The following is a 13,580-nucleotide window of genomic DNA, read 5'->3' as shown; positions in this document are numbered from 1 at the left end:
ACACATGGAAATTTCATTATTAACAGATGTTGGTCAGAAACGGACAAATAACCAAGACTATGTCAACCACTATGTCAATAGAGCTGGGCGTACTATGATTATTTTAGCTGATGGGATGGGAGGTCATCGCGCAGGGAATATCGCTAGTGAAATGGCGGTAACAGACCTAGGTATAGCTTGGGTTGACACCCAAATCGATACAGTCAATGAAGTGCGTGAATGGTTCGCCCATTACCTAGAAATTGAAAATCAAAAGATTCACCAGCTTGGTCAGGATGAAGCTTACAGAGGCATGGGAACTACTTTGGAAGTCCTTGCTATTATTGATAATCAGGCTATCTATGCTCATATTGGTGATTCGCGTATCGGCTTGATTCGTGGAGAAGAATACCATCAGTTGACGAGCGACCATTCTTTGGTCAATGAATTGCTCAAGGCTGGTCAATTGACACCAGAAGAGGCAGAAGCTCATCCGCAAAAAAATATTATCACCCAGTCTATTGGGCAAAAAGATGAAATTCAGCCTGATTTTGGGACAGTTATCCTTGAGTCAGGCGACTATCTCTTGCTCAATAGTGACGGCTTGACCAACATGATTTCAGGTAGTGAGATTCGTGATATTGTAACCAGTGATATTCCTTTGGCAGATAAAACGGAGACACTTGTTCGTTTTGCTAACAATGCAGGAGGTTTAGACAACATTACGGTTGCCCTTGTTTCTATGAACGAGGAGGATGCAGAATGATCCAAATCGGCAAGATTTTTGCCGGACGCTATCGGATTGTCAAACAGATTGGTCGAGGAGGCATGGCGGATGTCTACCTAGCCAAAGACTTAATCTTAGATGGGGAAGAAGTGGCAGTAAAGGTCTTGAGGACCAACTACCAGACGGACCCGATAGCTGTAGCTCGTTTTCAGCGTGAAGCGAGAGCTATGGCAGATCTAGACCATCCTCATATCGTTCGGATAACAGATATTGGCGAGGAAGACGGTCAACAGTATCTTGCAATGGAGTATGTTGCTGGACTTGACCTTAAACGCTATATCAAGGAACACTATCCTCTTTCTAATGAAGAAGCCGTCCGTATCATGGGACAAATTCTTCTCGCCATGCGCTTGGCCCATACCAGAGGAATTGTTCACAGGGACTTGAAACCTCAAAACATCCTCTTGACACCAGATGGGACTGTCAAGGTTACAGACTTTGGGATTGCAGTAGCCTTTGCTGAGACGAGTCTGACTCAGACTAACTCGATGCTGGGTTCGGTGCATTACTTGTCACCAGAGCAGGCGCGTGGCTCTAAGGCGACTGTACAAAGTGATATCTATGCCATGGGGATTATTTTCTATGAGATGCTGACAGGTCATATTCCTTATGACGGGGATAGTGCGGTGACCATCGCCCTCCAGCATTTCCAAAAGCCCCTGCCGTCCGTTATTGCTGAGAATCCATCTGTGCCCCAGGCTTTGGAGAATGTTGTTATCAAGGCAACTGCTAAGAAATTGACAGATCGCTACAAATCAGTAGCTGAAATGTATGTGGACTTGTCTAGTAGTTTGTCTTATAATCGTCGCAATGAACCAAAGCTGGTCTTTGATGATGCGACTAAGGCGGACACCAAGACTCTACCAAAAGTATCCCAGAGCACCTTGACTTCGATTCCTAAGGTTCAAGCGCAGACAGAACACAAACCAATCAAAAAAACAAGCCAGGCTGTGACAGAGGAAACTTACCAACCACAAGCACCGAAAAAACGTAGATTTAAGATGCGTTACCTGATTTTTTTGGCCAGCATTGTGTTGGTGGCAGCTTCTCTTATTTGGATACTATCCAGAACTCCTGCAACCATTGCCATTCCAGATGTGGCAGGTCAGACAGTTGCGGAAGCCAAGGAAACCCTCAAGAAAGCCAATTTTGAGATTGGCGAGGAGAAGTCAGAGGCCAGTGAAAAGGTGGAAGAGGGGCGGATTATCCGTACAGATCCTGGCGCTAGAACTGGTCGAAAAGAAGGAACGAAAATCAATTTGGTTGTCTCATCAGGCAAGCAATCTTTCCAAATTAGTAATTATGTCGGCCGGAAATCGACAGATGTTATAGCAGAACTCAAGCAGAAGAAGGTTCCTGAAAATCTCATCAAGATTGAGGAAGAAGAATCAAGTGAGAGCGAAGCAGGAACCGTTCTCAGACAGAGTCCAGCTGCCGGAACAACCTATGATTTGAGCAAGGCCTCAACGATTACCTTAACCGTTGCTAAGAAAGTAACTAGCGTTGCTATGCCAAGTTATATAGGATCTAGTCTCGAATTTACTAAAAACAATCTCGTTCAAATTGTTGGGATTAAGGAAGCCAATATTGAAGTTGTAGAAGTGTCGACAGCTCCTGATGGAACTGCTGAGGGGACTGTTGTAGAGCAAAGTCCAAAAGCAGGTGAAAAGGTTGATTTGACTAAGACGCGTGTCAAGATTTCAATCTACAAACCAAAAACACCGCCGTCAACGTCATCATCAGCACCAGCCCAACGTGGAAACCAAGGTTCTACTACGACACCAAGTCAGGGGAACCAACAAGGAAATCAACGAGAGAATTCACCTGCTACTACTCAATCAAGTAGTGAAGGGAACCACGAAAATTCTCGTAATTAAACGAATCTTTGTCATGTTTTCATGGCAAAGATTTTTTTTGAGTCCGGATTTGTGATAGAATAGAAAGAGTTGATAAAAGGAGGAAAGCATGGAAGAATCAAGAGAATTAAATGCCGTCATCGATGTGATTATGCTAGCAGGAACCATTCTCCTCAAAAGTGGTTCAGAGATTCATCGTGTAGAAGATACCATGATTCGGATTTCGCATTCGCAGGGGATTGTGGATTGCAATGTCCTTGCCATGCCTGCCGCTATCTTTTTCTCGATTGAAAATACCAATATTTCGCGCATGAAGCGCGTGACTTCCTCTTCTTATAACATTGAAAAAGTCTGCGATGTGAACCAGATTTCTCGTCAACTGGTTGGGGGGCGGATTGATTTAGAAACGGCCTTCAAGCAATTGACGGCCTTGCAAGCCCAACCCCTTCCCTATACTAAGTTGCAGGTAACTTTGGCTGCGACCTTAAGTGCCCCTTTCTTTTCAATTATGTTTAGTGGAAATATCTACGACGCACTTGGGGCAGGAGTGGCGACCTTGTTTGGTTTTGCCTTTTCCCTCTATGTGGAGAAGTTTATCCGAATTCCTTTTGTAACAGCCTTTGCTGGGGCCTTCGTCTTTGGAATGATTGCCCAGTTTTGGGCTCGCTACACAGGTTTTCCTTCAACAGCAGATTTGATTATAGCTGGTGCAGTCATGCCTTTTGTACCAGGTATTGCCTTGACCAATGCGGTCCGTGATATTATGACCAACCACATAAACTCTGGTATGAGCAAGATGTTTGAATCCCTGCTCATTACCCTTGCTTTAGGGGCGGGAACTTCTGTCGCCTTGGTATTGATGAACTAATATGACACTAACAACCTTTTTATTACAAGCAGTAGCAAGTCTTCTTGCCATTATCACTTTTTTAATCGTACTCAATGTGCAACGCTCTATGCTCTTACCTGGAGGGATTTTGGGCATGGCTGTCTGGCTAATTTATCTCTTGCTCAAGGAACCGACCAATGTTATTGTGGCTACTTTTATTGCAGCTATTATTGGTTCTTGTGTCAGCCAGATTTTAAGTATTCTTTATAAGACACCTGCTGTGGTCTTTATCTTGGCCATCTTGGCACCTCTGGTTCCGGGTTATCTTTCTTATCGGACAACTGCCTTTTTTGTGACAGGGGACTATAATAAAGCGCTGGCAAGTGCGACCTTGGTTGTCATGCTGGCTCTGGTCATTTCCATTGGAATGGCTAGCGGAACAGTGATTCTCAGACTGTATCATTATATAAAAACACATCGAGTATCGTAGACTTTACAGAAATAAAAGAATTTTCTGAAAAAAGAGATAAATATAGTGACAAGGCTTTCTATGTATGCCATTCTCTATATATAGGAGGAAAAATCATGAAAAAATCACTATTTTCCTTATTGTTTGTAAGTCTACTGACCTTGTTATTTTTCCCAGTCATGGTTTCTAATTCAGGCTCAGAATTTCAAAGTGGATGGCAAGAGCATCAGTTGATTGCCGAAAAGGTTAGTAAAACACTTGACAAGACATTTGATAAGGATGTCAGAGAAATTCCGACCAGTCAGTTTTATCAAGAATTTGTAGATGAGATGGGAAGGACTTACTCAGGAGATTTAATCCTCCAGGAGCTGAGAACTGTGAATGGGGCTTATAAAGCTACTTATATCGGTGAACTCTATAGCAACTAATCATTCTTTGAAATTATGACCAATAAGAGGCTTGATTGGGTGAATCAAGTCTTTTTTCTCTCTTTTACTACCATTTGTGATAAAATAGTACTGAACGATTTTTTACATGAATGATAAAACAGAGGTAAATATGACAATCGGTATTGATAAGATTGGTTTTGCGACCAGTCAATATGTCTTGAAATTACAAGACTTAGCAGAAGCGAGGGGAATTGACCCTGAAAAATTAAGTAAAGGACTCTTACTCGAGGAATTGAGTATTGCGCCCTTAACTGAGGATATCGTGACCTTGGCGGCTAGTGCAAGTGACTCTATTTTAACTGAGCAAGAAAGAGCAGAAATCGATATGGTCATTGTGGCTACCGAGTCAGGAATTGACCAAAGTAAAGCTGCAGCCGTCTTTGTACATGGTTTGCTGGGCATCCAGCCCTTTGCTCGTAGTTTCGAGATTAAAGAAGCCTGCTATGGAGCGACAGCTGCCCTTCATTATGCCAAATTGCATGTGGAAAATTCTCCAGAGTCCAAGGTCTTGGTCATTGCCAGTGATATTGCCAAATACGGTATTGAAACTCCAGGAGAACCAACTCAGGGTGCTGGAAGTGTGGCTATGTTAATTACACAAAATCCACGCATGATGGCCTTTAATAATGACAATGTAGCTCAAACCCGTGACATCATGGATTTTTGGCGTCCAAATTACTCGACAACTCCTTATGTAAATGGTGTCTATTCTACCCAACAATATTTGGATAGTTTGAAAACGACTTGGCTGGAATATCAAAAACGCTACCAGCTTACTTTGGATGATTTTGCGGCGGTTTGCTTCCACTTGCCTTATCCTAAATTAGCGCTAAAAGGCTTGAAAAAAATCATGGATAAGAGCCTGCCTCAAGAGAAAAAAGACCTCTTGCAAAAGCACTTTGACCAGTCTATTCTCTACAGTCAAAAGGTGGGGAATATCTACACAGGTTCCCTCTTCCTCGGACTCTTGTCTCTCTTGGAAAATACAGATAGCTTGAAGGCTGGGGATAAAATCGCCCTTTATAGTTATGGAAGCGGGGCTGTGGCTGAGTTCTTCAGTGGTGAATTGGTTGAAGGATATGAAGCTTATCTGGATAAAGACCGTTTGAACAAGCTCAACCAACGAACTGCCCTGTCTGTTGCAGACTATGAAAAAATCTTCTTTGAGGAAGTAGACTTGGATGAAACAAACTCTGCCCAGTTTGCTGGCTATGAAAATCAAGATTTTGCCTTGGTTGAAATTGTTGACCACCAACGCCGTTATAGCAAGGTTGAAAAATAATGAAGATAAGTTGGAATGGATTTTCTAAAAAATCATACCAAGAGCGCCTCGAGCTGTTAAAAGTTCAGGCGCTCCTTAGTCCTGAGAGACAAGAGAGTTTGGAGCAGGATGAACAGATGAGTGTGACTGTGGCAGACCAGCTGAGTGAGAATGTAATGGGAACTTTTTCTCTGCCTTATTCGCTGGTCCCAGAGGTTCTCGTTAACGGTCAGGAATACACAGTTCCCTATGTGACAGAAGAACCCTCAGTGGTTGCTGCGGCCAGCTATGCCAGTAGAATCATCAAGCGAGCAGGCGGTTTTATTGCCCAAGTCCATGAGCGCCAGATGATTGGGCAGGTAGCCCTTTATCAAGTTGCTAATCCTGAACAAGCCCAAGAGAAGATTGCCAGCAAGAAAGCGGAGCTCTTGGAGCTTGCCAATCAAGCCTATCCTTCCATTGTTAAACGTGGGGGCGGGGCGCGTGATTTGCATGTAGAGCAGATCAAAGGCGAAACAGACTTTCTCGTTGTTTATCTCCATGTCGATACCCAGGAAGCCATGGGTGCCAATATGCTCAACACCATGCTGGAAGCCTTGAAACCAGTCTTAGAAGAACTCAGCCAGGGACAGAGTCTTATGGGAATCCTGTCCAACTACGCGACCGATTCTCTGGTGACTGCAAGTTGTCGTATCGCCTTTCGCTACTTGAGCAGTCAAAAGGATCAAGGACGAGAAATTGCGGAGAAGATAGCCATGGCTAGTCAGTTTGCGCAGGCTGATCCTTATCGAGCCGCTACTCACAATAAAGGGATTTTTAATGGTATTGATGCCATTTTGATTGCCACTGGTAATGACTGGCGTGCCATTGAGGCGGGAGCTCATGCTTTTGCCAGTCGAAATGGACATTACCAAGGTCTTAGTCAATGGACGCTGGATCTTGAAAGAGAAGAATTGGTTGGTGAGATGACCCTGCCCATGCCTGTGGCGACCAAGGGTGGCTCTATCGGCCTTAACCCTCGTGTAGCCCTCAGTCATGAGCTACTGGGAAATCCTTCTGCCAAAGAATTGGCCCAGATTATCGTGTCTATCGGTCTTGCACAAAATTTTGCAGCCCTGAAAGCTTTAGTCAGCACAGGAATTCAGCAAGGCCACATGAAATTGCAGGCCAAATCCTTAGCTCTCCTAGCAGGTGCCAGTGAATCCGAGGTAGCTCCCCTAGTCGAGCGCCTCATCGTAGATAAAACCTTTAACCTAGAGACAGCCCAGCGTTATTTAGAAAATTTAAGATCATAAAAAACTCAGACGAATTGGTCTGAGTTTTCTTGTGCTTATATTCTTCGAAAATCTCTTCAAACCACGTCAGCTTCGCCTTGCCGTAGATATATGTAACTGACTTCGTCAGTCTTATCTACAACCTCAAAGCAGTGCTTTGAGCAGCCTGTGGCTAGCTTCCTAGTTTGCTCTTTGATTTTCATTGAGTATTAAATACTTTTTCCTGGTAATAGAGTAACTGGTAGGAAGTAACCGGTTGTTGCGACTTCCTTGCCTTCGATTTTTTGCAAGAGTAGGTCAACAGTGAGGCAGGCAATCTCTTCCAAAGGTTGTTTGATGGTCGCGAGTTGAGGATAGTAATTTTCGATAAAGTAGGTCCCATCATAGCCGATGACCTTGAGCTCTTCTGGGACAGAAATGCCCAATTCTTGAGCGATTTTAATGACCAGAATAGCTGTTAAGTCATCTGAAGTAAAGATGGCATCTGGTTTTTGTCGCATCAAAATATTCTTGATTTCCATTTCTTTTCTGACGGGAGAAAAGTCACTGGAAACATTGATAATAGGAGCTTGGGGGAGTACAGAAGCAAAGCCAGCGTGGCGTAGTCCAGTCGGCGAATTAGAATTGTCATTCCCTGTAATCATGATGATAGATTGGGCGCCTGTCTTGACTAAGGTCTGGGCTGCGAGAACCCCACCAGCATAGTTGTCAGAAGAAACGACAGGGATGTCTGGTGACAGATTGCGGTCAAAGGAAATAATTGGTGCCGTCACGCGATTGTAGTCTTCGATTCCCAAGTTGTGACTACCCGAAATGATGCCGTCCACCTGATTGGCTTCCAGCATTTCGATGTACTCGCGTTCCTTCTCAGAATCATGCTCACTGTTGCAAATGATGGTCTTGTAGCCATTTTTGAAGAGTTGGTGTTCCAGCTTATCAATCAATTCTGCGTAGAAAACGTTGGAAATATTTGGGAAAATCAGGCCGATTAACTTAGCTGATTTTCCTTGCAGACTACGAGCCAGGTTGTTGGGTTTATAGCCCAATTCTCGCATGGCTTCATTGACCTTTTGAATGGTTTTTTCAGATAGATAGCCTTTTTTATTGATAACCCGAGAAACGGTAGTAGGGCTGACGCCTGCGAGTTTTGCGACATCAGTTAGTTTTGCGACCATAATCTAATTCATAGTAAGTTCCAGTTGGGTTTCCAGACTTGATCAGGATACCATTTTGGTCCGCATGTGGGAAGACACGACCAGAAAATACTTTTTCTCCTTTATTGATGAAAATTTCAAAGACAGAGTTATCGATGAAGATTGTAGCAGTAGTAGCCTGATTATCGATTGGGCAAGAACGAGTTGTCCCAAATTCTTGAGCATACTGTTCACCAGCCTGGCTACGATCCACTGTCACTTGACCATTTACAAGGTCAAAGTTGATTGCAAGTCCCTTGCCTTCTTTGTCAGCAAGTAAGACAATCTCGCTCTGGCTATTAGCTTCCAAGTTGAGCTCGAGTTCGTAGGTGTTATTGGTTTGAGCACGGTTTGAGAAGACTTCTTCAGAAGCACGAAGGTCCTTGATAGCTGCGACTGGGTATTGGTAGAGTTTGCCGTCTTTGATAGTCAGTTCTTTGACCAATGAGAAGGTTCCTTGGTGGTCAAAACGGTCAGATGGGTAAGAAACATCTGGCAAACCAAGCCAGCTAACTGCTAGAGCACGTCCATCAGGAGCGTTGAAGGCTTGAGTTGCATAGGCTTCGAAACCATAATCCATGTTTTGAAGTTGAGATACATCTACCATTTTGGCGTTTTCAGGGTCAAAGGAAGCCCCAATTTTGTACATATTTGGATAGATATTGTCGTAGTCTAGAACTTTCTTATCCAATCCTTGTGGGCAGTAGAGAAGGACAGGTTGCTCTCCTACAAAGACTAGATTTGGGCATTCCATCATGTAGGCAGTGCGGTCGTTAGCAAAGTCAAGGTCGCCAACTGCTTGCCAGTTTGTGTAGTCGTTGTCCACAGCCTTGTAGAGACGGACGAAGCCTTTTTTCTCCAAGTCCTGTCCTCCGACGATAGCATAATATTGACCTTTAAAGTTAAAAATTTGCGGATCGCGGAAGTGGTCAGTAGAGTCTGCTGGCTGGTCAATCAAGATCTTGTCAATCTTCGTAATCTTGCCATCCTTATCCATCAAAGCACCGATCTGGTAAGGGTGACGGATCCAGTTTTCATCACGGACATTTCCTGTATAGAATAGGAATAAGTTATCGCCAAACTGCATGGCAGAACCAGAGTAGGCACCGTGGCTATCTAATGGAGTATCAGGCAAAACTTTGACTCCAGTTTCTGTGAAATGAACCAAGTTCTCACTTTCCAATTGAACCCAAGATTTCAAACCGTGGGCTGCACCAAAAGGAAAGTTCTGATAAAAAACAATCCACTTTCCATCAAAGTAAGAAAAGCCATTTGGGTCGTTAAGAAGTCCTGTTTTTGGCTCAACATGATAATGAGTATGCCATGGAGATTGTGCCATATTTTCTTTAATATTCTTAATTTCTTCTTGCGTCCAATCTTGATAAAGTCTGTAACGACGCTCAGTTGTCCATTCCATTCTTCTATTCCTCCAAAAATCTTATCACTTTTAATAGTAACCGTTTTCGGAAAAAAAAGCAAGACTTTTATGTTAAAAAAGAGAAAAAACTGTCAAACGTTTATCATAAAATAAATGCAGGAAATCAATCAAATTTTCACAAAAATATGAAAGAGAATGAAATAAAACCCTTTTAACCAAGATTTTAAACTTATTTTTTTAAGGAACACCTGATAAAACAGTCAAAATCAATCAATCTAAAGCGAGCAAACTAAGTGGATAGAATATTTTTTCTGCAAAACGCTTGACATATTTCTAAAACATGATAAAATAATAGTCGTAGGGCGAATAAAATCGCTTTCAAACAAGAACAAAATTTTATATAAGGAGATTTTTGCAAATGAACAATCAGGAAATTGCAAAAAAAGTCATCGATGCCTTGGGTGGACGTGAAAATGTCAACAGTGTAGCTCACTGTGCGACTCGTCTTCGTGTCATGGTCAAAGATGAAGGAAAAATCAATAAAGAAGTGATTGAGAACTTGGAAAAAGTTCAAGGTGCTTTCTTTAACTCAGGTCAATACCAAATCATCTTTGGTACTGGTACAGTAAACAAAATGTACGATGAAGTTGTTGCACTTGGTTTACCAACATCATCTAAAGATGACATGAAAGCAGAAGCTGCTAAACAAGGGAACTGGTTCCAACGTGCTATCCGTACTTTCGGTGACGTTTTCGTTCCAATCATCCCAGTTATCGTAGCGACAGGTCTCTTCATGGGTGTGCGTGGTCTTTTCATTGCTCTTGAAATGCCACTTCCAGGAGACTTTGCAACTTACACACAAATCTTGACAGATACAGCCTTCATCATCTTGCCAGGTTTGGTTGTTTGGTCAACCTTCCGTGTATTCGGTGGTAACCCTGCCGTTGGTATCGTTCTTGGTATGATGCTTGTTTCTGGCTCACTTCCAAACGCTTGGGCAGTTGCTCAAGGTGGTGAAGTAACAGCTATGAACTTCTTTGGTTTCATCCCTGTTGTTGGTTTGCAAGGTTCCGTTCTTCCAGCCTTCATCATCGGGGTTGTCGGAGCTAAATTTGAAAAAGCTGTCCGCAAGGTCGTTCCAGATGTCATTGACCTTTTGGTAACACCATTCGTGACACTTTTGGTTATGTCTATCCTTGGACTATTTGTCATCGGACCAGTCTTTCACGTTGTTGAAAACTACATCCTTATCGCGACAAAAGCGATCCTTAGTATGCCATTTGGTCTTGGTGGTTTCTTGATTGGTGGGGTTCACCAATTGATCGTCGTGTCAGGTGTGCACCATATCTTCAACTTGCTTGAAGTTCAATTGCTTGCTGCTGACCATGCTAACCCATTCAACGCTATCATCACTGCTGCTATGACAGCTCAAGGTGCTGCAACTGTTGCGGTTGGTGTTAAAACTAAAAATCCAAAACTAAAAACACTTGCTTTCCCAGCTGCTCTTTCTGCCTTCCTCGGTATTACAGAGCCTGCTATCTTCGGGGTGAACTTGCGCTTCCGTAAACCATTCTTCCTCTCATTGATTGCTGGTGCAATCGGTGGTGGATTGGCTTCTATCCTTGGACTTGCTGGTAATGGTAGTGGTATCACCATCATCCCTGGTACAATGCTTTATGTTGGTAACGGACAACTTGCCCAATACCTTCTTATGGTAGCTGTATCATTTGCACTTGGTTTTGCTCTTACTTACATGTTTGGTTATGAGGATGAAAAAGAAGTTGCTACTGAAGCGGCGACAGAACGTTTGGTCCAAGAAGAAACAACTGGCAACATTCCAGCAGCTCTTCAAAATGAAACACTTGTAACTCCTATCGTCGGTGATGTTGTCGCTCTTGCTGATGTCAATGACCCAGTCTTCTCAAGTGGAGCTATGGGACAAGGTATCGCTGTGAAACCAAGTCAAGGTGTGGTTTATGCACCAGCTGATGCTGAAGTTTCAATCGCATTTCCAACAGGGCACGCTTTTGGTTTGAAAACAACTGATGGTGCTGAAGTTTTGATCCACGTTGGTATTGACACTGTATCTATGAATGGTGAAGGTTTTGAAGCAAAAGTTGCTCAAGGTGACAAGGTTAAAGCGGGCGATGTTCTTGGAACATTTGACTCAAACAAAATCGCTGCAGCTGGTCTTGACGATACAACAATGGTTATCGTTACAAATACAGCTGACTACGCTTCAGTAGCTCCAGTCGCAACAGGTTCAGTTGCGAAGGGAGATGCTGTGATCGAAGTAAAAATCTAATCAATCCTCTCTAATGTGAAAACGAACAAATGACATGTTTGTTCGTTTTTGCTTGAATGGTAAGATTTACAGAGGAAAATCTAAAAAATAGAGAAATTTAGACTTTCGAAATATGCTATAATAAAGAAAATAAAAACAAGAGGTTTATCATGACAAAATTATATGGAAGCTTGGAAGCGGGCGGTACAAAGTTTGTCTGTGCTGTCGGTGATGAAAACTTTAACGTTGTAGAAAAAACACAATTTCCAACAACAACTCCAATCGAAACAATCGATAAAACCATCGAGTTCTTCTCGAAATTCGATAACCTTGCTGGTCTTGCAGTTGGTTCATTTGGTCCGATTGATATTGATAAAAACTCAAAAACCTATGGCTTTATCACGACGACTCCAAAACCAAACTGGGCAAATGTGGACTTGCTTGGTGCCCTTCGTCGCGCCCTCAACGTGCCAATGTACTTCACAACCGACGTAAACAGCTCTGCCTATGGTGAAGTGGTTGCCCGTAACAATGCGGGTGGTCGTATCGAAAACTTGGTTTACTACACAATCGGTACAGGTATCGGTGCAGGTGTCATCCAACGTGGTGAGTTTATCGGTGGTGTGGGTCACCCTGAAATGGGTCATTATTATGTTGCTAGACACCCAATGGATATTGAAAAAGAGTTTAAGGGTGTTTGTCCTTTCCATAAGGGATGTCTGGAAGGCTATGCAGCTGGTCCAAGTTTGGAAGCTCGTACAGGTGTTCGTGGGGAAAACATTGAACTCAACAACCCTGTTTGGGATGTTCAAGCCTACTATATCGCTCAAGCTGCGGTTAATGCGACAGTGACTTTCCGCCCAGACGTGATTGTCTTTGGTGGAGGGGTCATGGCTCAACAACACATGCTGGACCGTGTCCGTGAGAAATTTACAGCTCTTCTCAATGGCTACCTACCAGTACCTGATGTGCGTGACTATATCGTGACGCCAGCAGTCGCAGGAAATGGTTCTGCTACTCTTGGAAACTTTGTCCTTGCAAAAGAAGTTTCAAAATAAAGCACAAAATCCGCTTGGGAAACCAAACGGATTTTTTATGTGTCAAAGCATTTGCCAGAAGAAGTCGATAATATAGGTCAGACCGTAGGTATAAACCACGAGGGTAAAGGGTTTGGTCAGAATGATGATGGTCATATAGCGCTTGAAGCTCATCTTGGTCAGGGCAGCCAGCATACAGAGAAAGTCAGCTGGACTAATGGGCCAAATCATCATAAAGATAAAGAAACGGTCAAAACGATTGCCCTTATCCAACCAACCGATATACTTGTCGTAGGTGCGCTTGCTGACGACAGACTGGACAAAGGCAGCTCCATAGAGGCGCACCAGATAAAAGATAATGGCACAGCCAATGACAATGCCGATATAGTTGTAGATAGTCCCGATGATGTGACCGTAGATAAAGACACCAGCCACCGAGGTCAAGGCCCCAGGAATGATAGGGACGACAGTCTGTAAAATCTGTAAAAAGATAAAGAGAGGTGGCCCCCAGACACCTGCCTGCTGGATAAAGGCAGAGAGGGTTTCCTTGGACTGTAAAATCCCAGCCTGATAAGCCCAAATACAGAAAATCAAACTCCCGACCCCACCGACAATCGATGAGATATTGATAACTTGCTGTAAAAAGGGAGAAACAGCTTTCATTTGTTTATCCTGTGACATGTAAACTCCTCATAGATAGTATAACTCTACTATACCATATTTTGGAGGAGAAAGGGGGAATGAGTGTTTTTGATGAGGAATGGATAGTGAATAGTCCTTCGAG

The 13,580-nt window shown here is 43.2% G+C and carries 13 protein-coding genes; 9 read left to right on the top strand and 4 right to left on the bottom strand.

The window, feature by feature from the left end:
• Positions 1-4: 4 nt before the first annotated feature.
• The 7 genes from OC529_RS00790 to OC529_RS00760 all read left to right on the top strand — a co-directional run bounded on the left by OC529_RS00790 (position 5) and on the right by OC529_RS00760 (position 6,925).
• Positions 5-745, top strand: a complete 741-nt coding sequence (locus OC529_RS00790) for a Stp1/IreP family PP2C-type Ser/Thr phosphatase (RefSeq protein ID WP_000406237.1) — start codon at positions 5-7, stop codon at positions 743-745.
• The gene (gene pknB / locus OC529_RS00785; protein WP_112443868.1) at positions 742-2,643 is read left to right on the top strand and encodes a Stk1 family PASTA domain-containing Ser/Thr kinase; all 1,902 of its coding nucleotides are present in this window, start codon (positions 742-744) and stop codon (positions 2,641-2,643) included. The genes OC529_RS00790 and pknB overlap by 4 nt, the downstream gene beginning before the upstream one ends.
• An 88-nt stretch (positions 2,644-2,731) precedes the next feature.
• On the top strand, positions 2,732-3,490 hold the full coding sequence (locus tag OC529_RS00780) for a threonine/serine exporter family protein (protein ID WP_112443869.1): 759 nt from the start codon (positions 2,732-2,734) through the stop codon (positions 3,488-3,490).
• 1 nt (position 3,491) lies between these two features.
• Positions 3,492-3,941 carry a threonine/serine exporter family protein gene (locus tag OC529_RS00775; protein ID WP_057487161.1) on the top strand — a complete coding sequence of 150 codons (450 nt, stop codon included), beginning with the start codon at positions 3,492-3,494 and terminating at the stop codon, positions 3,939-3,941.
• A gap of 158 nt (positions 3,942-4,099) precedes the next feature.
• Positions 4,100-4,348, top strand: a complete 249-nt coding sequence (locus OC529_RS00770) for a hypothetical protein (protein ID WP_057487170.1) — start codon at positions 4,100-4,102, stop codon at positions 4,346-4,348.
• Between the two features lie 130 nt (positions 4,349-4,478).
• Positions 4,479-5,651 (top strand): hydroxymethylglutaryl-CoA synthase, encoded by a 1,173-nt coding sequence (locus OC529_RS00765; RefSeq protein WP_262081277.1) that lies wholly within the window; start codon positions 4,479-4,481, stop codon positions 5,649-5,651.
• On the top strand, positions 5,651-6,925 hold the full coding sequence (locus OC529_RS00760) for a hydroxymethylglutaryl-CoA reductase, degradative (protein WP_262081276.1): 1,275 nt from the start codon (positions 5,651-5,653) through the stop codon (positions 6,923-6,925). The genes OC529_RS00765 and OC529_RS00760 overlap by 1 nt, the downstream gene beginning before the upstream one ends.
• Before the next feature lie 56 nt (positions 6,926-6,981).
• Here the strand turns inward: OC529_RS00760 and OC529_RS00755 are convergent, their stop codons facing one another.
• The 3 genes from OC529_RS00755 to OC529_RS00745 are packed head-to-tail and all read right to left on the bottom strand — an operon-like array spanning position 6,982 to position 9,514.
• Positions 6,982-7,107, bottom strand: a complete 126-nt coding sequence (locus OC529_RS00755) for a hypothetical protein (protein ID WP_033689216.1) — start codon at positions 7,105-7,107, stop codon at positions 6,982-6,984.
• A gap of 6 nt (positions 7,108-7,113) precedes the next feature.
• Complete coding sequence (locus tag OC529_RS00750; RefSeq protein ID WP_112443872.1) at positions 7,114-8,079, bottom strand: LacI family DNA-binding transcriptional regulator; 966 nt, start codon at positions 8,077-8,079, stop codon at positions 7,114-7,116.
• Positions 8,060-9,514, bottom strand: coding sequence for a sucrose-6-phosphate hydrolase (locus OC529_RS00745; RefSeq protein WP_173306617.1), 1,455 nt, complete (start codon positions 9,512-9,514; stop codon positions 8,060-8,062). Before OC529_RS00745 ends, OC529_RS00750 begins: the two co-directional genes overlap by 20 nt.
• A gap of 379 nt (positions 9,515-9,893) precedes the next feature.
• On the opposite strand from OC529_RS00745, the gene OC529_RS00740 reads away from it, so the two are divergent.
• Positions 9,894-11,780: a sucrose-specific PTS transporter subunit IIBC gene (locus tag OC529_RS00740; RefSeq protein ID WP_188108528.1), complete on the top strand. Its 1,887-nt coding sequence runs from the start codon at positions 9,894-9,896 to the stop codon at positions 11,778-11,780.
• 149 nt (positions 11,781-11,929) lie between these two features.
• Positions 11,930-12,817, top strand: coding sequence for a fructokinase ScrK (scrK, locus tag OC529_RS00735; protein ID WP_000164309.1), 888 nt, complete (start codon positions 11,930-11,932; stop codon positions 12,815-12,817).
• A 42-nt stretch (positions 12,818-12,859) separates the two neighbouring features.
• Here scrK and OC529_RS00730 read toward each other — a convergent pair whose 3' ends face one another.
• On the bottom strand, positions 12,860-13,477 hold the full coding sequence (locus OC529_RS00730) for a TVP38/TMEM64 family protein (RefSeq protein ID WP_262081275.1): 618 nt from the start codon (positions 13,475-13,477) through the stop codon (positions 12,860-12,862).
• Positions 13,478-13,580: the final 103 nt, after the last annotated feature.

Origin of the sequence: Streptococcus sp. Marseille-Q5855 (assembly GCF_946901985.1) — a bacterium.
GTDB lineage: Bacteria > Bacillota > Bacilli > Lactobacillales > Streptococcaceae > Streptococcus.
This window is presented reverse-complemented; position numbering and strand designations above follow the sequence as displayed.

Coding starts and splice junctions, on each gene's coding strand:
- OC529_RS00740 (WP_188108528.1), top strand. CDS start 9,894: ATGAACAATCAGGAAATTGCAAAAAAAGTCATCGATGCCTTGGGTGGA.
- OC529_RS00765 (WP_262081277.1), top strand. CDS start 4,479: ATGACAATCGGTATTGATAAGATTGGTTTTGCGACCAGTCAATATGTC.
- OC529_RS00745 (WP_173306617.1), bottom strand. CDS start 9,514: ATGGAATGGACAACTGAGCGTCGTTACAGACTTTATCAAGATTGGACG.
- OC529_RS00790 (WP_000406237.1), top strand. CDS start 5: ATGGAAATTTCATTATTAACAGATGTTGGTCAGAAACGGACAAATAAC.
- scrK (WP_000164309.1), top strand. CDS start 11,930: ATGACAAAATTATATGGAAGCTTGGAAGCGGGCGGTACAAAGTTTGTC.
- OC529_RS00755 (WP_033689216.1), bottom strand. CDS start 7,107: ATGAAAATCAAAGAGCAAACTAGGAAGCTAGCCACAGGCTGCTCAAAG.
- OC529_RS00780 (WP_112443869.1), top strand. CDS start 2,732: ATGGAAGAATCAAGAGAATTAAATGCCGTCATCGATGTGATTATGCTA.
- OC529_RS00775 (WP_057487161.1), top strand. CDS start 3,492: ATGACACTAACAACCTTTTTATTACAAGCAGTAGCAAGTCTTCTTGCC.
- pknB (WP_112443868.1), top strand. CDS start 742: ATGATCCAAATCGGCAAGATTTTTGCCGGACGCTATCGGATTGTCAAA.
- OC529_RS00760 (WP_262081276.1), top strand. CDS start 5,651: ATGAAGATAAGTTGGAATGGATTTTCTAAAAAATCATACCAAGAGCGC.
- OC529_RS00730 (WP_262081275.1), bottom strand. CDS start 13,477: ATGTCACAGGATAAACAAATGAAAGCTGTTTCTCCCTTTTTACAGCAA.
- OC529_RS00750 (WP_112443872.1), bottom strand. CDS start 8,079: ATGGTCGCAAAACTAACTGATGTCGCAAAACTCGCAGGCGTCAGCCCT.
- OC529_RS00770 (WP_057487170.1), top strand. CDS start 4,100: ATGGTTTCTAATTCAGGCTCAGAATTTCAAAGTGGATGGCAAGAGCAT.